Genomic DNA, 23,477 nt, shown 5'->3' on the forward strand with positions numbered 1-23,477 from the left:
CCAAGACAAGAAAGATCAAGAATATGAGGCGCAGTTAGAGTTGAAGATAAACTAGCAGCGCAGGGATGCCCCCTTATAGGGGGCTATAAACCAAAGCCGCCTTCTAAGAAGGCGGATTTTTACTTGAGTAAAATAGCATTTTATTTTTTATCACTCTCAGTGCCGTCTTCTAAAAATCAATTCCACGCATACTTACATACTCACTCCTTGTAATCCGTAACACTCTGATTAGCTAGGGCTCGCTTACCGGTCCGTAGTTTTACTTGGCGTCCTTCTTCAATAATCATTGAACCTGTTTGTTCAAACTTGTTCGGCTGACTTTAAGCTATTGTGTGATTATTTGTGTACGTGAATGACTTTCTTTGGAGTCTGCAAGAGCCATCATCACACTTTCATTTGAATAGGGTTCGCCAGCTTTTTAAATAGATATTACTAAAGCTATCCATAGTGATATTTCACCATAGTTCAACAGCCTTAATTAGATCATATTTTTTAAATTGGTATTACAGTAGATATAGAGAGGAGGAGCAAAGTAAAGATAGCAAAAGCCGATGTTCTAGAACATCGGCTAGGGATAAAATTGATTTGATTAGTCATTACTGACAGTTTTCTTTCTACATTGACGACTTTTCAGCTTGTTTTGCTTTATCTATCAATGGGGTAATTGTTGAACCTTGAATAAGTATTGAGAACACCACGACAGCGTATGTCATAACAAGGATTATCTCTTTTACATCAATAAGCTTGTCTGGGATAACTAATATGCCAGATGGGATAGAAAGTGCCATTGCTAGTGCTAGCCCACCTCGTAGCCCTCCCCAAGTTAGTATCTTTATTGACCATGGGTTGTAGGAGCGGTAACGCTTGAAGCCGATGTAAGAGAAAAAAACGCTTAGATAGCGAGCAGATAAGACAAGAGGAATGGCGAAAGCCATCAATATCCAGTCCTCTTCATGGAATTTGAAGAGTAGCATCGACATACCGATAAGTAGGAAGAGCACACCATTCAAAAATTCGTCAACCAATTCCCAAAAGTGGTCAAGGTGTTCTTCACTTTCTTTTGAAAAGCCAATGAAGCGTGTCCAGTTGCCGATCATTATCCCTGATACAACCATAGCTAAAGGTCCGGAAACATGAATAACATCTGCAAAAACATAGCCAGCAGTCGGTATACCAATGGTTAAAAGCAGTTCCATTGAGTGATCATCGGTGGCGCTGATGAGGTAGTGGAATAATAGCCCAAGAGCTAGGCCATACAGGATGCCCCCCATTGCCTCTTGAATAAACAACATAGTTACACTACCTATGGTTGGTGCTTCTGTACCAAATGCAATAGTGAAAATAGTGACAAAGATAACCAAACCAAAACCATCATTAAAGAGCGATTCTCCCTCGATTTGGGTTGAAATACGTTTTGGTGCATTTAACTTTTTAACAATAGCTAATACGGCTATTGGGTCTGTTGGTGATATGAGTGCACCAAATAGCAGACAGTAAACGAGATCGAAGTGAATACCGATAAATTGACAGAAGGCGTATAGCCCAAAACCGATGAAGAAGGTTGAAAATAGCGTTGCGCCTAGTGCAAGAACCGCGATTTCCCATTTCTGATCTTTTAGGTTGGGTAATTTGATGCCTAGGCCGCCAGCGAAAAGTAGAAAACCGAGTATTCCTTTGAGCAGAAAATTTTCAAAGTTAATACTGTTGACGGTTTCTGTCGCTATTTGAGTTAGATGAAACCAATCATTTTGACCTGCAACTAAGATCAATAATGACAACATCATCGATCCTGCTGTAATGGCGATAGTGGTTTGCATATTGCCTATCTTACTGTTTAGAAAGGCAATCAACATTGCTGCTCCTGATAGGAAGCATAAAGTGTAATAGACAGACATTGTTTTCTCGTCGTGTAACAAAATATGAATGAAATTCTCCTTGGATGATGTACAAATAGCAAACACTTTTTAGCCATGATTGCAGATGTATCAAACGATAATTAAAGTGAAGTTTAGACGTCTAGATTTCTAATGGTTATATGATAGGATGAGCGAATAACCAAAAGGAATGAGGCTGTACTGTGGGAAGAGAAGTTAGAAGTCAAATTGAAGCTCAATTGCAACAGAGAATATTATTGATTGATGGTGGCATGGGCACCATGATTCAGAGCTATAAATTGGAAGAGCAAGATTATCGCGGAGATCGTTTTGCCCATTGGCCAAGCGATCTGAAAGGAAATAATGACCTTCTCGTCTTGACGCAGCCTCAGTTAATCAAAGAAATTCATAGTGCTTACTTGGAAGCAGGTGCTGATATCCTAGAGACGAATACCTTCAACGCGACGAGCATCGCAATGGCCGACTACGATATGCAAGCCATTAGTGAGGAAATCAATTTCGCTGCTGCAAAACTTGCACGCGAAGCTGCTGACGAATGGACGGCGAAAACGCCTGATAAACCTCGTTACGTGGCGGGAGTGCTAGGGCCAACAAACCGCACTTGCTCGCTCTCCCCTGACGTGAATGACCCTGGTTTTCGAAATATCAGCTTTGAGCAATTAGTTGAAGCTTACTCAGAATCAACACGTGCTTTAATTCGTGGCGGCAGCGACTTAATTTTGATTGAAACTATTTTCGATACTTTAAATGCTAAAGCCTGTGCCTTTGCGGTGGATTGTGTGTTTGAAGAGTTGGGTTACAAACTGCCCGTGATGATCTCAGGGACAATCACCGATGCCTCTGGTCGAACGCTTTCTGGGCAAACAACCGAAGCCTTTTATAATGCACTGCGACACGTTGAGCCTATCTCATTTGGTTTGAACTGTGCACTCGGTCCGGATGAATTGCGCCAATACGTTGAAGAGCTATCACGTATTTCCGAATGTTATGTCTCGGCTCACCCCAATGCGGGGTTGCCTAACGCATTCGGTGAATATGATCTTGAAGCCGATGAGATGGCGCAGCACATCGGGGAATGGGCGCGAGCAGGATTCTTGAACCTTGTTGGTGGCTGTTGTGGAACCACTCCTGAGCACATTAGACAAATGGCAAAAGTGGTCGAAGGTGTGAAACCAAGAGCGTTACCCGATATTCCAGTGGCTTGTCGTCTATCCGGTCTAGAGCCGCTGACGATTACCAAAGAGAGCTTATTCATCAACGTAGGTGAGCGAACTAACGTCACTGGTTCTGCGCGTTTTAAGCGTTTAATCAAAGATGAACAGTATGACGAGGCGCTGCATGTTGCTCGAGAGCAGGTCGAAAACGGTGCACAAATCATCGATATCAATATGGATGAAGGGATGTTGGATGCGCAAGCTTGCATGGTCCGCTTTCTCAATTTATGCGCTTCTGAGCCGGATATTTCCAAAGTACCAATCATGGTTGATTCTTCTAAGTGGGAGGTAATTGAAGCAGGTCTCAAATGCATTCAAGGCAAAGGGATTGTGAACTCGATTTCCCTCAAGGAGGGGAAAGAGAAGTTTGTTGAACAAGCTAAACTCATTCGCCGCTATGGTGCTGCTGTGATCGTGATGGCGTTTGATGAAGTAGGCCAAGCGGATACCCGTGAGCGAAAACTTGAAATTTGTACCAAAGCTTATCGAATTTTGGTTGATGAGGTTGGTTTCCCTGCTGAAGATATCATTTTTGACCCGAATATTTTCGCGGTTGCGACCGGTATTGATGAGCATAATAATTATGCAGTGGACTTTATCGAAGCCGTGGCTGATATCAAACGTAATTTACCCCATGCGATGATTTCCGGCGGGGTTTCCAACGTCTCTTTCTCTTTTCGCGGTAACAACTATGTGCGTGAAGCGATCCATGCTGTATTCCTTTATCACTGTTTTAAAAACGGCATGGACATGGGTATCGTCAATGCCGGTCAGCTTGAGATTTACGATAACGTGCCTGAGAAACTGCGTGAAGCAGTCGAAGATATCATTCTCAATCGCCGCAGCGATGGCACTGAACGCTTACTGGATATTGCGGCTGAATACGCGAACAAAGGTGTCGGTAAGGAAGAGGATGCCAGTGCGCTTGAATGGCGTTCATGGCCAGTTGCAAAACGTTTAGAGCATGCGTTGGTCAAAGGTATCACCGAGTATATTGTTGAAGATACAGAAGAAGCTCGTCAAAATGCCAGTCGCCCACTGGATGTGATCGAAGGGCCTCTAATGGATGGAATGAACGTGGTCGGTGACCTCTTTGGCGAAGGAAAAATGTTCCTGCCGCAAGTGGTGAAATCGGCGCGCGTTATGAAGCAAGCCGTTGCGCATTTAGAGCCCTACATCAACGCGCTTAAGCAAGCAGGTTCCAATAATGGCAAAATCCTTCTTGCCACAGTTAAAGGGGATGTACACGACATCGGCAAAAATATCGTTGGCGTCGTTTTGCAGTGTAATAACTACGAAATCATTGACCTCGGTGTTATGGTGCCATGCGAGCAGATCCTCAAAGTCGCGAAAGAACAGAATGTCGACATCATTGGGTTATCCGGCCTCATCACTCCCTCTTTAGATGAAATGGTGCACGTCGCCAAAGAAATGGAGCGACAAGGGTTTAAATTACCGCTTTTGATTGGCGGAGCAACCACCTCTAAAGCACATACTGCAGTTAAAATTGAGCAAAATTATCACCAGCCAGTTGTTTACGTGAACAATGCTTCGCGCGCAGTAGGCGTTTGTTCTTCGCTTCTTTCTGATGAGTTACGTCCTGCTTTTGTGGAAAAATTAAACCTCGATTATGAACGCACGCGTGATCAACATCACCGTAAAACCCCCCGTACTAAACCCGTATCATTAGAAGTGGCAAGGGCAAATAAAGCGGTTATCGATTGGGGTAACTATACGCCGCCAGTTCCGGCTAAATTGGGCGTACATGTGTTTGATGATTTTGATGTGGCTACCCTTCGTCGTTACATCGACTGGACACCATTTTTCATGACATGGTCATTGATGGGTAAATATCCGACGATTTTTGAACACGAAGAGGTGGGAGAGGAAGCGCAAAGTTTATTCCATGATGCTAATGCATTGCTTGATAGAGTTGAGCGAGAAGGGCTACTCAAGGCTCGCGGTATTTGCTCTTTATTCCCGGCCGCGAGTGTGGGGGATGATATCGAAGTGTATCGCGATGAATCGCGCACCGAGGTTGCTCATGTTCTGCATCACTTACGCCAACAAACCGAAAAGCCCAAAGGTTATAACTACTGCCTGTCCGATTACATTGCACCAAAAGAGAGTGGTAAACGAGATTGGATCGGCGCATTTGCCGTGACAGGCGGAATTGGTGAGCGAGAATTAGCAGACCAATATAAAGCGCAAGGCGATGACTACAACGCCATCATGATCCAAGCGGTAGCTGATCGTCTTGCTGAGGCTTTTGCGGAATATTTGCATCAGCAAGTTCGTAAAGAAATTTGGGGCTATGCTGCTGACGAAGAGTTGTCGAACGATGATTTGATCCGTGAGAAATACCAAGGTATACGCCCAGCGCCGGGCTATCCAGCGTGTCCTGAGCATACGGAAAAAGGCACCTTGTGGGAGATGTTGCAGGTTGAGCAAACCATCGATATGTCTTTAACCACCAGTTACGCTATGTGGCCAGGTGCTTCGGTGTCAGGTTGGTACTTCTCGCATCCTGACTCTCGTTATTTTGCCATTGCACAAATTCAGCAAGATCAGATGCAAGATTACGCGCAACGTAAAGGCTGGAATGCGCAAGAAGCGGAAAAATGGCTTGGGCCGAATTTAGATTAAGTAATAAAAAACAGGTTGGCTAAGCCAACCTGTTTTTTATTCAGCGTGTTACTACTCAATGTGGTTTTATTGTTCAAATAAATCTTGATGAAGTTTCTGAATTGCCGCTTTAGAAACCGACTCGTGTAATAAAAAGCAGAGGTTGTGCGGGCTGGCACCATAGCAAATCATACGCAAATTGAAATCTTCTAAGGTGCTAAAAACTTGTTTTGCATAGCCTTTGCTTTCACTCATGTTGTTGCCGATCAGCGCAACTAAACACAGATTATGTTCGACTTCAACTTTACACAGCTCTTCTAATTCTAAGCGCACCGCTTGAGGCAGTTCAGGTGCTCCACCTGAGGTATCGGTTTTATCTAATGTTAATGAGACGCTGATTTCAGAGGTGGTGATCAGATCCACCGAAATTTTGTGTTTGGCTAAAATTTCAAACACCTTCGAAAGAAAGCCGTATGCGTGAAACATGCTAGCGCTGCGTAGCGTAACCATGGTTTGATTGCAGCGTAGGGTTAAGGCTCTAAATAAAGGTGAGCTTTCCACACGTTTACGGATCCAAGTGCCGCCTTTTTCAGGCTCTTTTGAGGAGCCGACAAACACAGGGATATCGTGGCGAAGCGCGGGCAGCAACGTCGATGGATGCAAAATCTTAGCGCCAAAGTTTGCCATCTCCGATGCTTCGCTAAAGCTTATTTCCGCAATCGGAGCGGCTTTAGGCGCAATGCGAGGATCGGTCGTATAAATCCCCGGCACATCAGTCCAAATCTCTAAGCCAGAAGCTTGTACCGCTTCGGCGATCAAGGCCGCAGAATAATCACTGCCGCCTCGGCCCAATGTGGTTGTATTTCCTTGTTCATCAGCGCCGATGAAACCTTGAGTTACCACTACGTGTTGCAGACAAAGTGGTGTTAACTTCTCTTGGGCTAATTGCTGGATCTGCTCTAATTGCGGTTCCGCCCGACCATAGTGATCATCAGTACGCAGCACTTCTCGAATATCAAAACGGATCGCATCCATGCCACGTTCACGCAGTAATTGCGTCAGAATGAAGGTCGACATTAACTCGCCACAAGCCACTAAGTGATCGGTCAGTTTTTTACTCGCTTGAAAAGAGGCCGCTTCTGCGACACTGGCCACCATATCTAAAATTGAGTGTACCTCTTTTTCAACTTGTAGCGGGTCGGCAAGTTTATCAATAATCGCATGATGAATATCAGCTAACTGTTTGATAATACTTAAGCGTTGATTGGCATCTTGTACGCCATTGGCTAATTCAACCAATAAATTCGTCACGCCAGAGCAGGCACTGCTCACGACTAATTTGGTCTCTGGATTATTTTCGATCACAGCGGCACAAAGGCTCATTGCTTCAAAGTTAGCAACGCTTGTTCCGCCAAATTTGGCGACATTGAATGCGCTCACGGCATTTCTCCCACGACTTCCTGAAATAAAAATAGTGTTGGTGTACCAACGTCCAATGTTTGAAGAGAGTTTTTCTAGAGCAAATAAAGAGGTGTTTTTATGATTGGTTTACCTCAGAAGCTCTTCATCAGGGTTGCTGATGACAGTTGAAGGGATTCAGCCCATTCAACCGATAAACCAAATCCACAACCTTGGTTTATCTCGGCACTGCTCCCCATTAATGTTTTGTTTTGGAGTTGAGGCTCCACAAAACATCTGCCTGGGCAGTGCTCCTCTTCTGCTAGATAGCTCATTCATTGAACGTTTTTGAACTGTTAATGTCAATCGCTAATTAAGTCCAAATGTAAAATAAAATTAACCAGAGTGTGACACTGGTTTGACCTCTAGACTTCGGTCGAATTGTTGCATCAGTGGATTTGTTTTACTCTGGGTATTCGTATTTGGCCGCAAGCAAGGAGCAACTATGTCCATTACCAGTTTTAACCCACCCCAGCGAATTTTGATGGGGCCAGGCCCGTCAGATATTTACCCTCAAGTATTACAAGCGCTGAGCAGGCCGACCGTTGGCCACTTAGATCCGCTTTTTATCCAGATGATGGATGAGCTAAAGCAGCTGCTTAAATACGCTTTTCAAACGGAAAATGAGTTTACCATCGCGGTTTCCGCGCCGGGCAGCGCTGGTATGGAGGCGTGCTTTGTCAACCTGATTGAGCCGGGAGATAAGGTCATCGTGTGTCGCAATGGCGTTTTTGGCGAGCGTATGCGCGAGAATGTAGTGCGCTGTGGCGGAGAGGCGGTGCTGGTGGATGATGAGTGGGGAGCCCCCGTTTCGCTCGATAAAGTCGAGCAAGCCATACAGGCTAACCCTGATGCTAAAATTCTCGCGTTTGTCCATGCAGAAACGTCAACTGGTGCATTGAGTGATGCGCAAGCATTAGGTTTGCTGGCTAAGCAAAACAACATGCTGAGTATTGTAGATGCGGTGACATCCTTAGGCGGCGTGCCACTTTATGTGGATCAATGGCAGCTCGATGCCGTCTATTCTGGGAGCCAAAAGTGCTTATCGTGCCCTCCGGGTTTATCGCCACTGACTTTTTCAGCGCAAGCGATTGAAAAAATTCAATCTCGCACAACCCCCGTTCAAAGCTGGTTTTTAGATCAAAGCTTAGTGCTTGGTTATTGGAGCGGTGCAGGCAAACGCAGTTATCACCACACTGCGCCAGTTAACAGTTTGTACGCATTGCATGAAGCCTTGCTGGTGTTGAGAAACGAAGGTCTAGAGCTGGCTTGGGCACGTCATCGTGTGATGCATGACAAATTAAAGCAGGGCTTAGAAAAATTAGGATTTGAATTTGTCGTTGCTGAAGATTGTCGTTTACCGCAATTGAATGCGATCTATATTCCAGAAGGGGTTGATGAGGCTAAAGTGCGAGCGCATTTGCTCAATCAATACAACTTGGAGATCGGCGCAGGTCTTGGCACTTTAGCGGGTAAAGCGTGGCGTATTGGTTTAATGGGGTATGGGGCGCGCAGTGAAAACGTGGCCTTATGCTTGCGGGCGTTAGAAGAGTCATTAACAAATTAGCAAAAAAAAACACATAAGGGAGCATTTGCTCCTTTTTAGTGGTGCTGATGCTGAACGTTGTTCGTTTCAGCATCAATCATAAAATGCATTTTTATTGTTAGCTCTTCCCTGGCGTGAGTGGAATACTCGTGATTGATATCTTAAGATAAAGTTTGTCGTTAATGGTTTAATTACTCGTATGAATAATAAGTGGCATTTTGTGTATTTATAATAAATATACGATGAAAAAGTTTGTGGCCTAAATATTAGAACCGGTTTGGATGCTACTTTGTATTGTCATGGTATTGTAAAAAATGAACATTGTTCGATTGTTTTTGTTGACCATTATTTTATCTGCGTTAGGATAACCGCGCTGAGAAAGCATACTTATTATTAACTTTTTAGAGGTGCAATAGAAACCTATGGACTCGTCGAGTAGTCGATTATCCAAGTGTGGTATTTTCTGGTTAGTAGAAAAGCCTACGTTTTGTTGCCAACTTTTCATTTAAAGCCTCGCTTTTGCTAAGTTGGTATTCATACTAACGAAGCTCCTTTTCTTGTTCTCTCCTGTCAATATCACACTCTTTTTATAGAGTATCGTGTTTGTTTAAGTCGATCATATGATTTATTCAATACAGCGTTTCTACTGGCTAGAGCGTGAATGCTTTTGAATTTCTTGCGTGTCATCTGTACACCGCTAGAACTTTCGCAAGTACACGGCTTCTCTATTTGACTGACTTTATCTTCTCCTAACTTGCTTGTTCAAGGCGGGGAATGCTTGAGCTTGATGGTATAAGCTTATTGCAGTTCAGTTACGTGGATTTTCTGCATAATTTGGTTTCTTTGCCTTGATAGTTTCAAGGAGATACAAAGATGGTTATGTACAATACATCATTAGCTACGGGCAACCGGCTACCTGCTGCTCACTCTATTCAAACCGAAATGGATAACAACTTTATTTGTGTAGGCGCATCGCTATCTGTAGAAGCGGTGATTGCGATTCTACGCTCATCGTCCTTAACCGATAAGCGCTTAAACCTTATCTTTATCTCTGGTGATGCAGGTGAATACTTAGGGTTTGTTTATTTAAGCAAGGTGGTGGTATCACAGATGAATATCATCATGAAAGATATTATGCACAAAAGCGATATTGCCGTATCGGCCTTAATGGATAAGGTTCAAGCTAGAAAGTTATTATTAGACAGTCATTTGCCTATGATTCCTATCATCGATAGTCGGAATCGAGTGATTGGCGCTTATTCTATATAATAAATATTAACAAACTTTAAAATAAGTCGCTCAACTTCACTAAATGAAATTTTAGTGAGATTGGAACAGTGTACTTAAAATTTAAGTCATTCATTGAATACATTGATTATAAAAATAAGCTTTAAAATTATTATGTTTATTTTTAAAGTTAAATATCGGCTGAGATATAATAATGAAATTACAAAAAATAGCGTTAGAACTCGCTGCGATTAATTTTAATCGTGACCCATTAAACTTAAATCAATTAATGGAACAGTATCCCATCGCTGATATTGCTCAAGTCTTCGCTGAGCAGTTGGCTAATCAGACCTTGAGCGAAGAGGATATCTTTGAGCTGGTGCAATTGATGCCAATCGCTCGTCAAGCGGCGCTATTGGGGTATTTTTCTGAGCCTATCAGAGAAAAAGTGGTGGAGAGAATGCCGCTCGAAGCGCTTGCGAAAGTGCTTCAAGTTATGCCCCATGATGAAAGGGCTGACTTATATGCTCACTTGGATGAGACGCGCCAACCGCCGCTACTTGCTCTACTGGATCAACAAGAGCGGCAAGATGTACAACAACTTGCAGCCTACCCTCAAGGCTCGGTCGGCTCTATCATGACGACAGATTATGCGACGTTAAACGCCGATGATGATGTGCAGCAGGCGATTGCGCGTTTACGTGAAATGGCCAACGAGAGGGAAACCATCTATCAAGCGTATGTGATTGATAAACAGAATCGCTTACTTGGTACACTTTCGCTTAAGGATTTAGTGCTGGCGCAACCGACCTCGCTCGTCTCTGACATCATGACCAAAGAGACAGTGTTTGTTCGAGCCGATGAAGATCAAGAGTGTGCAGCGCAAGCCATCAGCAAATACGATTTACTTGCGGTGCCTGTTTTTGATGATCAATTCCGTTTGGTCGGTATTGTGACTTATGACGATGCGATGGACGTGGCCGAGCAGCAAGCGGATATGGATTTTCATAAAGTCGCTGCGGTTGGTTTTACCGGTAACCTTAAAGAAGCCAGCGTATGGCTAATGTACAAGAAACGTGTGTTTTGGCTGGTGTTGTTAGTCTTTGGTAACCTTTTTTCTGGTGCCGGAATTGCGTACTTTGAGGAGACGATTCAAACCTATGTCGCCTTGGTCTTCTTCTTACCACTGTTGATTGATAGCGGCGGTAATGCAGGATCCCAGTCAGCAACGTTGATGGTTCGAGCCTTAGCCACTGGTGAAGTGGTGATGAAAGATTGGCTATCCATGTTGGTGCGAGAGTTAGGGATTGCGGCGTTATTAGGGGCAACAATGGCCATTGCTGTTTCTTTATTGGGTTTTTGGCGAGGCGGCAGTGATATCGCTTTTGTCGTTGCGGTAACGATGCAAATTGTGGTGATTATTGGTTGTGTTGTTGGAATGCTCCTTCCGTTCATTCTGAATAAGTTTAAGCTCGATCCTGCGTCAGCCAGTGCTCCGTTGATCACGACCATTGCGGATTCTATCGGGGTGATCATCTATTTCAGCGTTGCTACCATGGTGTTGGATTTTCCACCAGTGACGTAAGCCACTCATCTGGCAGTGAGATCTACGGGTTGGAGTGTGAAATAAGCCCAACGGTCAAAAGCTTTCTCTATTTTTGGGAAAGCTTTTTTTATGAATAAGGCTCATATGCTCGATTTAATTGGCAGACGAACGATCAGCCGAACTGGTTGGCGGGCTATACTGCACCTCACTGAAATCCATATTGGGGAACAAAAATGCGGCTTCGGAGCGAATTTGCTCGGCGCGGCTTTCGTCACCAATACCTTGGTAAGCCAAGATCAGATTATTGTAAAAAGCAGGACGCGGTTTATGTTTTATGATGGCCAATGACCAGTCGATGTATGGCGTAATCAATTTAGGATCTTGATTATACAGGCCAATGTTGAGGTAAGTGCTGTAGACATCCCAATCAAAACGGTCTTTCCAAACCACAGGGTTCGTCACCTTTTGTAGGATATCCGGGTTCTTGGGTTGAGATTTCTCAAATTGGGTAAGCACGTAATTACTGTGCAGTGCGCTGAGCATATAAAAGCCAGTCAAAATCGGCACTACTAAACTCAATACTCGAAACAGGGATTTACTGATAAGGCCAAAAGGGGCCGAACGGTATTTAGCCACGCGTTGATCAACCCAAAAAAGCAGAATAATGAAGGTTATCCAATGAATGGCAGAATGGTAAAATGGGTATTCGAGTTGGCTGTGCAACACGATAGGGATGAAAAGGGCGAACATCGCAAGCCTGGTCCCTTTCTTGGCCGAATACATCCGCATGAGCACGAAAAGCATGGCCAGTGTGATCCCTAGCACAGGTAACAAACCGCCTTCCACCGCCCAGAATAGTAATTCATTATGAGGATGATCCATCGACGCCAACCCCGGTTGGTAGCTAGGGTTTAATTGGTGTTGCCTTGCGGTATAAAGCAAATATTCAGATTCAAACTTGCCATAGCCATAACCCGTGAAGGGTTTTTCTATGACCATATCGATGGTTTGAGGAAAGGTATAACGACGAGGGCTCTCTAAATCAGCCTTATTCTCTAGAAAATCGCCCGAGCCTTGGGAATAGACAGCGACAAACCCTAAAGCAATACCCAATAGCGTCGCAGCGCTCCATCCCCAAAACCGTTTAGGCGTCGAAAATTTAAATAGGTAAGGCAGAACAAAAAGCGTGCCGAGTACCGCGCCAATCCAGCCAGTGCGCGAGGCTAATATCACCAGCAACGGTGCAGTGAGCAGGGGAGTGACATAAAGTAGGCTCACTTCGCTAACATGCTGATTGTACTTTTTTGGTTGACGAGCCAGTAAATAGCCGGACATAACCAGTCCTGTCGCGAGAAAGCTTGCCATCACATTCGGTTGCTGAAAAATGCCATAAGGGCGGTTGATTAGGGTGTTGTAGCCAAAAATATTATCGGGTGAAAGCAAAAAGTATTGGTACAGACCAAATAGAGTTTCAATCAATACCGCGAGTACGATAAACCAGAGTAATCGCTGCTTATGTTTGTTACTAAAACGAAATTGTTGCAGCAATACAAAAAAAAGCAGCCCAGTCCATAGTCCTAACATTCGACTCAGCGATGACTCAATTAGAGCATTCGTATAAAGCAGCGGAATCGTCATGATGGTACAACTGATAAAAAGACCGATGGTCAGTTTGGAATAGCGTAACCTACGGTTAGATGCGAGTTGATACAGACCTAATGAGAGCGTAAAACTAAGGGCAAGCCAAGTGGTTGGATTAAAAGATAAAGCCAGACCTGAGCCACCAGGGTTGGGCATAAAAAAATGCATTGCCAGTAAATAGAGAATGCCAATCGAAAGCAAAAAGGATTTGTTTAAGGGGATGGCGGGTGTTTGTGCTTCAAGTTGTGTACCGCTTAGATGCAATGTTGCCATAGGTCTCGCGTTCCAATTAAAAGAAACCAGCAACCACTTGCTGGTTTCTTTACTTTACCGTTTTTTTCTATTTCAACATAGGCTTAAGAAAGCGTGCTGTGTGTGAACCTTCGATCTGCGCCACATCTTCGGGCGTTCCTTGAGCAATAATTTCGCCGCCGCCTTGTCCACCTTCTGGCCCTAAGTCGATCACCCAGTCTGCGGTTTTAATCACATCTAAGTTGTGTTCAATCACCACCACGGTATTGCCGTGGTCGCGTAGGCGATGCAGTACGGTCAAGAGCTGTTGGATATCATGGAAGTGTAAGCCAGTCGTTGGCTCATCCAAAATGTACAAGGTTTTTCCTGTATCGCGTTTTGATAGCTCACGAGCCAGTTTGACGCGTTGAGCTTCGCCCCCTGACAATGTCGTCGCCGCTTGTCCGAGGCGTATGTAGGATAAACCCACGTCAATCAAAGTTTTGAGTTTGCGAGCGATCATCGGTACGGGCTCAAAAAAAGCGTAAGCATCTTCGACGGTCATCTCCAACACTTCATCAATCGCTTTGCCCTTATAGCGGACTTCCAATGTTTCACGATTATAGCGTTTGCCCTTACACACATCGCATGGCACGTAAACATCGGGTAAAAAGTGCATTTCAACCTTAATCACACCATCACCTTGGCATGCTTCGCAGCGTCCACCGCGTACGTTAAAGCTAAAACGACCCGGCTTATAGCCTCGAGAGCGAGACTCTTGAGTGCCCGAGAATAGCTCACGGATCGGCGTGAAAATGCCTGTATAGGTGGCCGGGTTTGAGCGGGGAGTTCGGCCTATCGGGCTTTGGTCAATGTCGATGACCTTATCAAAATGCTCTAACCCTTTGATTTTTTGATATGGAGCAGGCGTTGCTGTGGTGGCTCCATTTAAGGCCGTATGAGCAATTTTAAAAAAGGTATCATTAATTAAGGTTGATTTACCGGAGCCTGAAACTCCGGTTACGCAGCTAAATAAACCAACAGGAATTGATAAATCAACCGTCTTGAGGTTGTTACCCGACGCGCCGATAAGCTCCACCGTTTTCTTGGGATCTCTCGGGGTACGCACGGTAGGAATCGCAATTTTTTTCGCGCCGCTCAGGTACTGTCCCGTGAGCGAATTAGGGTTGGAAATAATGTCATTCACATTCCCTTCTGCGACGACTTGCCCACCATGCACACCAGCGCCGGGGCCAATATCAATTACATGATCGGCCATACGAATGGCGTCTTCGTCATGCTCTACAACTAATACCGTGTTGCCTAGATCGCGCAAATGTGTGAGCGTTTTTAATAGCCGTTCGTTATCACGCTGGTGGAGCCCAATCGATGGCTCATCTAAGACGTACATTACCCCAACGAGTCCAGCGCCAATTTGGCTCGCTAAGCGAATCCGTTGTGCTTCGCCTCCTGATAGGGTTTCAGCACTCCGAGAAAGGTTGAGATAATTCAACCCAACGTTGACGAGGAAATGCAAACGGTCATTGATCTCTTTCATTACTTTTTCAGCAATTTGTGCTCGTTGGCCTTCTAAATCAAGAGATTGGAAAAATTGCAAGGCATCGGCAATGCTCAGTTCCACCACTTCCGGGAGTGCGGTGTCATTGATAAATACGTTGCGAGCTTCGATGCGTAAACGGGTGCCATTACAACTGGTACAAGGTTTGGTCGAGATGTATTTCACCAAATCTTCACGGACAGAGTTAGATTCTGTATCGCGATAACGCCGTTCAAGTGTATTGAGAATGCCTTCAAACGGATGGCGTTTAACCCGAATATCACCACGGTCATTAATGTAGTTAAACTCAATCTCAGTTTTCCCCGAGCCTTTCAAGATGATTTCCTGAACCTTTTTAGGCAGTTTGTTAAATGGGGTGTGTAAATCAAAATCATAATGCGCAGCGAGTGACGTGAGCATCTGGAAGTAGTAGTAATTTTTCTGATCCCAGCCACGAATCGCTCCTTGCGCGAGGCTGAGTTGGCTATCTTGGATAACGCGTTCAGGGTCAAAATATTGTTGTACGCCTAAACCATCACAGGTGTGGCATGCGCCCGCTGGGTTATTAAATGAGAACAGCCGAGGCTCTAACTCCTGCATACTGTAGCCACAGTGTGGACAAGCAAAATTGGCTGAGAATACAATCTGTTCGCCTTCACCATCCATATCAGTAACCACAGCAATACCGCCTGACAACTCGAGCGCTGTCTCAAAGGATTCGGCTAGGCGCTGCTGTAGGTCAGGACGAACTTTAAAGCGATCAACCACCACTTCAATGGTGTGCTTTTTGTGCAGCTCAAGGGTTGGTGGATCAGTCAGATCGCACGTTTCACCATCAATGCGGGCGCGGATAAAACCTTGCGCGGCCAAGTTTTCCAGCGTCTTAACGTGTTCACCTTTGCGCTCTTTCACAATCGGTGCAAGCAGCATCAGTTTTGAACCTTCAGCTAACTCCAATACCTTATCAACCATCTGGCTGATGGTTTGAGCGCGAAGTGGAACTTTGTGCTCAGGGCAACGCGGCTCACCGACTCGCGCATAAAGCAGACGCAAGTAGTCATAAACTTCAGTAATGGTGCCAACCGTAGAACGAGGGTTATGCGAGGTTGATTTTTGTTCAATAGAGATAGCCGGTGAAAGACCTTCAATATGGTCAACATCCGGTTTTTCCATCAAAGATAAAAATTGGCGTGCATAGGCAGACAGCGATTCAACATAGCGGCGTTGGCCCTCTGCGTAGAGTGTATCAAAGGCGAGAGACGACTTCCCCGAGCCTGATAGCCCTGTAATCACCGTTAATTTATCGCGTGGAATGGTCAGGTTGATATTTTTCAGGTTGTGGGTTCGAGCGCCCCTAACTTCAATTTTGTCCATCATCTAGGCTCTATGTAACACAAGTTAAGCAAGTATTGCATAGTGTGAGTTTTGTGCAAATAGGTACTGGATAAAAAAACAGTAAATAAAAACCACGGAACTTGCCGTGGTTTTTATTGGGGAGGCGCTAGGTTACTAACGCATTAGGTGACTAACGCATTCGGTTACTTAAGCTTTATGAGTCGAATGTTTATCCAACGCGACTTTTTGTTCGTTCTTTTTGTACATGTTTTCAAAGCAGTAGTTAGTGGCTTCGATATAGCCTTCTACGCTACCACAGTCAAAGCGTTGGCCTTTGAATTTATACGCCAATACACAGCCTGATTGCGCTTGTTTGAGTAGCGCGTCGGTAATTTGAATTTCGCCACCTTTACCCGGCTCTGTTTGCTCAATCAGATCAAAAATATCTGGGGTTAAAATGTAGCGACCAATGATGGCTAAATTGCTTGGTGCGGTGCCTGGTTCTGGTTTTTCAACCATGTCATCCACTCGGAACAGATCGTCTTTGATCATTTCACCGGAAATAACACCGTATTTATGTGTTTCATTTTCAGGCACTTCTTGAACGGCAACAATTGAGCAGCGGAACTGTTTATACAGAGCGACCATTTGTGCCAAAACCCCTTTTTCTTGATTGACACATAAGTCATCGGCCAGCACCACCGCAAAAGGTTCATCGCCGACTAACTCTCGACCCGTTAAAATCGCATGCCCTAAACCTTTCATTTCACGTTGACGAATGTAGGTGAAGTTGGCGGTATCAATGATTTCACGAATATCAACCAGTAGCTCTTCTTTGTTGGTGCCACTAATTTGATGCTCTAGCTCATAGTTTTTATCGAAGTGATCCATGATCGAGTGTTTTCCACGCCCAGTCACAATACACATCCCGGTCATTCCAGCTTGAATCGCCTCTTCAACACCATATTCGATCAAGGGTTTATTGACGACTGGCATCATCTCTTTAGGCATTGATTTGGTCGCTGGAAGAAAACGTGTACCGTAGCCAGCGGCTGGGAATAGGCATTTTTTGATCATGCTATAACCTTATTTTTATTTGAATTGTTAATTGATGGCGCAACCTTATCATGCTTTATGAAACGCTATCACCACTAAAGCGGTGAACTCAGTTAAATTCTGCGTGAAAGCACATAATTAAGACAGAATATTTTGATTGGCCCACGCAATCGCTTGGACCCTATTTTTGACCGATAGCTTTTTGAATATTTGGTAGAGATGTGATTTGACCGTGAATTCACTGATGAATAAATCTTCCGACATTTGGTTATTCGATGCGCCAGTTTGTAAGCAGCGGAGGATCTGTATTTCGCGGGCGGTTAAGTCTGTAATTACTTGAGCAGTATGGGATTCAAACGCGTAGCGATAGTAGTGCAGTAACTGGCTTACAGCGTGTCTGGGTAGCCAATTTTGTCCATTAATGATTTCACCAAGCCCAAATGCAATTTTATCTAGGGTGTCATTTTTATAAAATAGCCCCTTTAAATGGCCAAAGGTTAATAAGTCATTCGTGGTTAATCTTTGCAACACATTGATAAGGATCGTTTCATGATGCTGACTGCTTAATGGGCAGTTTCCCAAGCGTTGCTGCAGTAGCGCATAATCGGCATGGTCAATCATCAATATTTTGTGTTTATCTGGACAATACGTTTGGCGCAGGATTTCAGGCTCAATTTTCGGAATGGGCAGTCCAAGCCGATCGGTTAAATGGTCAATATAAGGGTGTTCTTGTTCTTTATCTAAGCAAAGAAAGTAAATGGTGCGGGTATAGTTTGCTTTTCTCATGGTCACTTCCTGTTGACGAGAATGTTAGACAACTGCCTAGAAAATGACGGAAATTAGGTTATAAAGCCAACGAGATAAATAAAATTGCGCTTAGTTTCATATAGTAAGGTAACTGAGTGTTTTGTCATCCTTAAATTAGAGGTGGCGGTTCTAAAAAATAGGAAATTGAGCAAGATTGTGAGATGAATTTTGACAACTATTTCTGTGAAGATTTGTGCCTCGCATAAAGCGTGGTATCCTAGTCAGCTATTTAAAGAACACTCATGATGGAAGACGGAGCAAAACATGGCAAGCCGTGGAGTAAATAAAGTTATTTTAGTGGGTAACCTAGGTAACGACCCAGAAATTCGTTATATGCCTGGTGGCGCTGCTGTGGCAAATATCACCATTGCAACGTCAGATTCATGGCGTGATAAAGCAACTGGCGAGCAACGCGAAAAAACCGAATGGCACCGTGTTGCGCTGTTTGGCAAATTAGCTGAAGTTGCTGGTGAATACTTACGTAAAGGTTCACAAGTGTACATTGAAGGTCAGCTACAAACTCGTAAGTGGCAAGATCAAAGTGGACAAGATCGTTATACCACCGAAGTTGTCGTACAAGGGTTTAATGGTGTGATGCAAATGTTGGGTGGCCGTGCTCAAGGTGGTGCTCCAGCGCAAGGTGGAATGCCACAACAACAGCAACAAGGTGGCGGATGGGGGCAACCTCAGCAGCCTGCGATGCAAAAGCAACCACAGCAACAGCAGTCAGCTCCTCAACAGGCTCAACCTCAGTATAATGAACCACCAATGGATTTTGATGACGACATCCCATTCTAAACGTTCGAATGTCGAAAAAAGCCGCGAAAACCGCGGCTTTTTTATATAGTTATCACTATTAGCATTTTCTTATTTGTCAGCACAGCTTAGTGATCGACAAAGTTTACGTTGAAAAGGAATTCAGCATTCATGCGGTATACACCAACACTGAAACTGAGTACTCGGTTAGTAGCTTTTGTTACGCTCATCGTAACCAGTGCAATGTTCATTTTGTTTATTGGTGGAACTTTGTCTTTTCAACGGCTTGGACAAGAATATCTCAATCACTACCTAGCAGGAATTGTGGAGGTAGTCGATAAAGAAATAGAAGATCCTGATGCCGCTTATTCATTGCAACGTTGGATGCCCAAAATGTTGCAAGCCAGTAGCATTGTTGAAATGCAGCTCTCTTCACCAGCTGGCGTTATTTACCGTTTTAAAGATACCTCGTCCAAAGTCGACCCTGCCCGTTTGTACCATATTGATATTATCCTTGAACGTAATCCAGGCTACAGCATCAGCTTTAAAGCAGTTCCTCCCTATCTCAGTTATAGCTACTCATTGGGTGCCATGTGGTCTATTACGTTGGCAGTTGGTCTCATCGTGTTTTGTTTGATTCGTGGGGTAAAGTGGCTTAAAGAGCAATTGCTTGGAACTGAATTGTTGGAGGAGCGAGGGCGAATGATTCTCGCCGGTCGAGTGGAGCAGTACGCCAAAGGTGATCACCGCGAGTGGCCTTATACGGCGAGTGAGGCGCTTGATGTCCTGATTGATGAGCTGCAAGATGCTCGTCAAGAGCGTAGCCGCTTTGATACTTTTATCCGGACCCAAACCTTCTTAGATAAGTTGACGGGTACGGCCAACCGTGTCCTTTTTGATAGCAAATTGGAATCAGCCTTGTTAGAGAATGGCGCGCGTGGTGGCGTTTTGTTAGTGCGTATCGATGATTGGGATTCTCTGTGCGAAGAAAATGATAAAAAAGCAGCGGATGATCTCGTTGTGGAAGTCGGGGAGAACATCTCTAACGTCATACAGCGTTACCCGGATGTTATTTTATCTCGCTATTACGATACCGATTTTGCCATTTTTGTGCCGCACCAAGGGGTAAAAGAGGTCGCTTCTATTGCTACACAATGTTTGAAGCTTTTAGCGCGCATATCGCCTCCTGAGCCGCTCGATAAAGAAAACTGGTGCCATATAGGTATCAGTATGTACAGCGAAGGCGAGCGGCGTGGTCGAGTGTTGGATGAGGCAGAAACGGCCTTAAAAAGTGCTCAGTTACAGCGAGTGAATACGTGGAGCCGCTTTAAAAAGAGTACTTTTTTCCAAGAGGAACGCGGCAGTGTGCGTTGGCGAACTTTGTTTGATCAGGTGCTGACGCCTGAGAAAATAATTTTATTCCGTCAACCTTGCTATTTGCTTGAAAAGACGAATGATTTAGTATGGCTGCACGATGAGTTGTTTGCGCGTATTGATGATCCAGAACAAGGTGTCATAAAAGCCTCTCGCTTTCATTCTGCTTTAGAAACTGTAGGTTATGAAATGGTGATGGATCGAGCCGTGTTGCTGCAGGTGGTTCGTTTGCTCAAACGCTCTGAAGTTAAGGTCAATGTGTCAGTGAACTTGCATGTCGTCCCATTCGCCGATAAGTCGTATTTTAAGTGGTTTCGACATGAATTGCTGCAACTGACCTCGAGTAGCCGATCGCAGCTCTCTTTTGAGTTTCCTGAAGGTCGGTTAGTACAGCATCTCGATTATATGCGCCCCGTTATTAAGATGATCTCCGGCCTCGGTGCTAAGGTAGTAGTAGGGCAGGCTGGCAGAACGATTGTCAGCACTCACTACATAAAAGATCTTAAGATTGATTTCCTTAAGTTACACCGCAGTTTGATGAAGAAAATAGACCAACGGCATGAAAATCAGCTGTTTGTTCGTAGCATGATCGGTGCTTGTGGCGGTACTCAGACTCAAGTTATTGCGGTCGGTGTCGAAACAGAGCAAGAGTGGCAAACGCTAAAAAACCTAGGCATTCATGGTGGGCAAGGCCGACTGTTTGAAGAAGAACAGCCTTTGTTACCTGAGAAAATAATTAGCCCTAGCGTGACCTTAGGGCGAAGAAATCGTTGGCGTAAAAAATAAAAGCGAACCTATATGAATCTTCAGTCACTGATTGATAAATTAAAACCATCTAAAGCGACGTTGCGGCAATTGTTCGTTGTCGTAAGACCTGATGCTCTCTATTTCTCGGCTTTGGATGATGCGACTTTGCCGACAGAGATCCCGCTTGATGGTGCAACGTGGCAACAGGTACTCTTTCACGCACTCAAACCGCTCAACATCAAGGGCACGGTAATTAACCTTGTCCTCCATGCTCATTTTTATCAAACTTATCAAATAGAAAAACCGCAGTTACCCAAAGAAGAGTGGTCAGTCGCCCTGCCATTTTTATTGAAAGATCTGGTGACAGAGAAAGTCACTGACATCATCGCTGATGCTTTTCCGTTACCCGCAGATAATAAAATTCAAGCCTACGTGGTCTCAAAACGCACGGTATTGGAAGTGGCGTCGCAACTGAGTGCGATGGGTTTAGAGTTAGGCAAAGTAATTCCCGAAGATGAAGTGTGGGCGAGAAGTGCCGGTGATCTTGAACATTTTTTGCTGCTACAGCGCAGTAAAAACAGCAGTTTTAAGTTTGACGCATTTGTGGACCAAAAATGCTGTTTTCAACGCACGATGAGAGGTGTTGTCTCTCCCATTACTGGCGTCGCCAGCTCGGTTTTACAGCTCGATGGTTTAGCGTTAGAACTGCAACGTTCGATCGATTACCTTTCCTCGCAGCTTAAAGGGGCCTCATTACATCAGCTAAAAGTGCTGTGTGATGAAGAAGCGCAGCAAGAGTTGGTCGATGCATTAAATGAACGCCTAAATGTCAAAGTTTCCCTGCTTGATGAGCGGTTACCGAGTTCGGCGCATCTGCTGGTGGAGCAAGTGACTCGCATTGACGATTCAATGCTCAATTTATACCCGGCGCATCTTAAGCCGAAGAAAGAGTATTTTTCACTGTCCATGGTCTGCGCGATTTGGGGCATTGTCGCTTTAGTGATGCTATTGGCCTATGCCAGTTATCAATGGCAAAATAGTCAATTGCAACAGCAGCTACAAGCTAAACAAGCGCAAAATAAAGTCCTTGCTGCTGAATTAGAAACGACCAAACAGAAAGTTGATAAGCATAAGCCATCGGTTGAAAAAATGGCGGCGATTGAGCGTTTGAAGCAGCAAATTAAGGGCAAACAAGCCACATTGGATTCGATTAATGAGTTTGATCAATCACAACAGGTCGGTTACTCAGGAGTCATGCGTTCGCTCGCCACACTCAGCCGTGATGATATTTCATTAACGACCATTACCATTCAACATGAGCAGCTCGATTTGCAAGGCTTAGCCAGAGAGGCGAAAGATATTCCAAACTGGTTAAGTCAGTTTAAAAGCGAACTGAACCTAGTGGGACGTAGTTTTGAAAAGTTAAAAATAGCGCGCAATGAGCAAGGCATTCTCATCTTTGAGCTTAAAACTAAAGCGGAGGATAGCCAATGAATTGGCAGAGCATCAGCAACAAATTCTTAGCCATCAGTTCGCGTGAAAAAATGTTGATCGCCCTGTGTGGCTTAGTGGTGATTACACTGCTCTTGTTTAGCTTGTTACTCGAACCTGCGATGAAATCTGTGGCGGCTAATCGGTTGCAGCTTCAGTCTGTTGAGCAGATAAACCAGCGAATGCAAGGTGAAATTCTGTTATTGACTGCTAAGCTTAATAAAGATCCTAATCAAGAGATTAATCTAGAATTCAAACAGTTAATGACGCAGAGCCAAACTCTCTCGCTTGAGCTGGCAGCATTGGTTGATTCACTGATTACACCCGCGAAGATGGCGCAATTGCTTGAAAGTGTTTTGGCAACCAGCCCAGAGTTGACGTTGGTCTCCATGGAGTCATTGGCAGCAGAGCCGATTGCAAATAACAACCAATCATCTGAATATTCAGGCTATTATGTTCATCCTGTGAGATTGGAGTTCACCGGTAATTACTTCGCGATATTGAATTATTTGACCAATTTAGAAAGTTTACCGATGAAGTATTATTGGCGTCATTTCCAATACAAGGTAGAAAATTACCCCCAAGCCAGAGTCATTATGGAAGTGTACACATTAGGCATTAGACAGGAGTTTATTGGTGGTTAGATCCGTTTTTTCACTGCTGTTGATGTGTTTTGTATGCAGTAGTTGGGCAGCGCAAGATCCTACCGCGCCATTAGGTTGGGCGAGTGAGAGCGCATCACCTGTCAATAAGATAGAGAGTTACCCGCTACCTAGGTTGCAAAGTATTGTATGCCAACAAAGCATACCTTGTGTGGCAGTGCTTAACGATCAAGTGGTTGGCATCGGAGAGTCGCTATTTGGCTACACAGTAGAAGCCATTGAGCCACAGCAAGTGACCCTTTCTCGCAGAGGAAAGATGTGGGATTTAGGCCTCTTTTCTCTGGACATCAAGCAGTAAGGTATAGAAA

Annotated in this window: 15 protein-coding genes and 1 riboswitch; of the genes, 9 read left to right on the forward strand and 6 right to left on the reverse strand. The window is 44.5% G+C overall.

The genetic code is table 11. The features are described from left to right. Positions 1-614 precede the first annotated feature (614 nt). Positions 615-1,895, reverse strand: coding sequence for a cation:proton antiporter (locus tag AACV12_RS16485; protein WP_026027845.1), 1,281 nt, complete (start codon positions 1,893-1,895; stop codon positions 615-617). Between the two features lie 182 nt (positions 1,896-2,077). On the opposite strand from AACV12_RS16485, the gene metH reads away from it, so the two are divergent. After that, on the forward strand, positions 2,078-5,755 hold the full coding sequence (metH, locus tag AACV12_RS16490) for a methionine synthase (RefSeq protein ID WP_170900991.1): 3,678 nt from the start codon (positions 2,078-2,080) through the stop codon (positions 5,753-5,755). 66 nt (positions 5,756-5,821) lie between these two features. Here metH and lysC read toward each other — a convergent pair whose 3' ends face one another. Continuing rightward, the gene (gene lysC / locus AACV12_RS16495) at positions 5,822-7,174 is read right to left on the reverse strand and encodes a lysine-sensitive aspartokinase 3 (RefSeq protein WP_170889035.1); all 1,353 of its coding nucleotides are present in this window, start codon (positions 7,172-7,174) and stop codon (positions 5,822-5,824) included. Between the two features lie 109 nt (positions 7,175-7,283). Then, positions 7,284-7,459, reverse strand: a riboswitch (Lysine riboswitch). Positions 7,460-7,637: 178 nt separating this feature from the next. Here lysC and AACV12_RS16500 point away from each other — a divergent pair. From AACV12_RS16500 to mgtE, 3 genes are all read left to right on the forward strand, one after another. Further along, positions 7,638-8,759 carry a pyridoxal-phosphate-dependent aminotransferase family protein gene (locus AACV12_RS16500; RefSeq protein ID WP_170900994.1) on the forward strand — a complete coding sequence of 374 codons (1,122 nt, stop codon included), beginning with the start codon at positions 7,638-7,640 and terminating at the stop codon, positions 8,757-8,759. An 852-nt stretch (positions 8,760-9,611) separates the two neighbouring features. After that, complete coding sequence (locus tag AACV12_RS16505) at positions 9,612-10,007, forward strand: hypothetical protein (RefSeq protein ID WP_064624263.1); 396 nt, start codon at positions 9,612-9,614, stop codon at positions 10,005-10,007. A gap of 166 nt (positions 10,008-10,173) precedes the next feature. After that, the gene (mgtE, locus tag AACV12_RS16510; protein ID WP_170901084.1) at positions 10,174-11,550 is read left to right on the forward strand and encodes a magnesium transporter; all 1,377 of its coding nucleotides are present in this window, start codon (positions 10,174-10,176) and stop codon (positions 11,548-11,550) included. Positions 11,551-11,664: 114 nt separating this feature from the next. On the opposite strand, the gene AACV12_RS16515 is transcribed toward mgtE, so the two are convergent. The 4 genes from AACV12_RS16515 to AACV12_RS16530 all read right to left on the reverse strand — a co-directional run bounded on the left by AACV12_RS16515 (position 11,665) and on the right by AACV12_RS16530 (position 18,118). Next, a complete protein-coding gene (locus tag AACV12_RS16515) occupies positions 11,665-13,458 on the reverse strand; it encodes a PglL family O-oligosaccharyltransferase (protein ID WP_272870670.1) in 1,794 nt (597 codons plus the stop codon). Positions 13,459-13,492: 34 nt separating this feature from the next. Continuing rightward, positions 13,493-16,315, reverse strand: coding sequence for an excinuclease ABC subunit UvrA (gene uvrA / locus AACV12_RS16520; RefSeq protein WP_026029161.1), 2,823 nt, complete (start codon positions 16,313-16,315; stop codon positions 13,493-13,495). 168 nt (positions 16,316-16,483) lie between these two features. Further along, the gene (galU, locus tag AACV12_RS16525) at positions 16,484-17,353 is read right to left on the reverse strand and encodes a UTP--glucose-1-phosphate uridylyltransferase GalU (protein ID WP_013857894.1); all 870 of its coding nucleotides are present in this window, start codon (positions 17,351-17,353) and stop codon (positions 16,484-16,486) included. Positions 17,354-17,470: 117 nt separating this feature from the next. Further along, positions 17,471-18,118 (reverse strand): LuxR C-terminal-related transcriptional regulator, encoded by a 648-nt coding sequence (locus AACV12_RS16530; RefSeq protein ID WP_026027842.1) that lies wholly within the window; start codon positions 18,116-18,118, stop codon positions 17,471-17,473. Between the two features lie 285 nt (positions 18,119-18,403). Between AACV12_RS16530 and AACV12_RS16535 the strand changes: the two genes are divergently transcribed. From AACV12_RS16535 to AACV12_RS16555, 5 genes are all read left to right on the forward strand, one after another. After that, entirely contained in the window at positions 18,404-18,937 is a 534-nt protein-coding gene (locus tag AACV12_RS16535) for a single-stranded DNA-binding protein (RefSeq protein WP_013857892.1), read from the forward strand. Between the two features lie 129 nt (positions 18,938-19,066). Next, on the forward strand, positions 19,067-21,055 hold the full coding sequence (gene csrD, locus AACV12_RS16540) for an RNase E specificity factor CsrD (RefSeq protein WP_170901000.1): 1,989 nt from the start codon (positions 19,067-19,069) through the stop codon (positions 21,053-21,055). 12 nt (positions 21,056-21,067) lie between these two features. Next, the gene (locus AACV12_RS16545) at positions 21,068-22,510 is read left to right on the forward strand and encodes a hypothetical protein (protein WP_017046644.1); all 1,443 of its coding nucleotides are present in this window, start codon (positions 21,068-21,070) and stop codon (positions 22,508-22,510) included. Further along, complete coding sequence (gspM, locus tag AACV12_RS16550; protein WP_170901003.1) at positions 22,507-23,151, forward strand: type II secretion system protein GspM; 645 nt, start codon at positions 22,507-22,509, stop codon at positions 23,149-23,151. Before AACV12_RS16545 ends, gspM begins: the two co-directional genes overlap by 4 nt. Beyond that, entirely contained in the window at positions 23,141-23,467 is a 327-nt protein-coding gene (locus tag AACV12_RS16555; RefSeq protein ID WP_170901005.1) for an MSHA biogenesis protein MshK, read from the forward strand. Before gspM ends, AACV12_RS16555 begins: the two co-directional genes overlap by 11 nt. Positions 23,468-23,477: the final 10 nt, after the last annotated feature.

Source organism: Vibrio sp. 2-2(8) (assembly GCF_963888495.1).
GTDB lineage: Bacteria > Pseudomonadota > Gammaproteobacteria > Enterobacterales > Vibrionaceae > Vibrio > Vibrio anguillarum.

Coding starts and splice junctions, on each gene's coding strand:
- uvrA (WP_026029161.1), bottom strand. CDS start 16,315: ATGGACAAAATTGAAGTTAGGGGCGCTCGAACCCACAACCTGAAAAAT.
- AACV12_RS16505 (WP_064624263.1), top strand. CDS start 9,612: ATGGTTATGTACAATACATCATTAGCTACGGGCAACCGGCTACCTGCT.
- gspM (WP_170901003.1), top strand. CDS start 22,507: ATGAATTGGCAGAGCATCAGCAACAAATTCTTAGCCATCAGTTCGCGT.
- galU (WP_013857894.1), bottom strand. CDS start 17,353: ATGATCAAAAAATGCCTATTCCCAGCCGCTGGCTACGGTACACGTTTT.
- AACV12_RS16535 (WP_013857892.1), top strand. CDS start 18,404: ATGGCAAGCCGTGGAGTAAATAAAGTTATTTTAGTGGGTAACCTAGGT.
- AACV12_RS16500 (WP_170900994.1), top strand. CDS start 7,638: ATGTCCATTACCAGTTTTAACCCACCCCAGCGAATTTTGATGGGGCCA.
- AACV12_RS16530 (WP_026027842.1), bottom strand. CDS start 18,118: ATGAGAAAAGCAAACTATACCCGCACCATTTACTTTCTTTGCTTAGAT.
- csrD (WP_170901000.1), top strand. CDS start 19,067: ATGCGGTATACACCAACACTGAAACTGAGTACTCGGTTAGTAGCTTTT.
- AACV12_RS16485 (WP_026027845.1), bottom strand. CDS start 1,895: ATGTCTGTCTATTACACTTTATGCTTCCTATCAGGAGCAGCAATGTTG.
- AACV12_RS16545 (WP_017046644.1), top strand. CDS start 21,068: ATGAATCTTCAGTCACTGATTGATAAATTAAAACCATCTAAAGCGACG.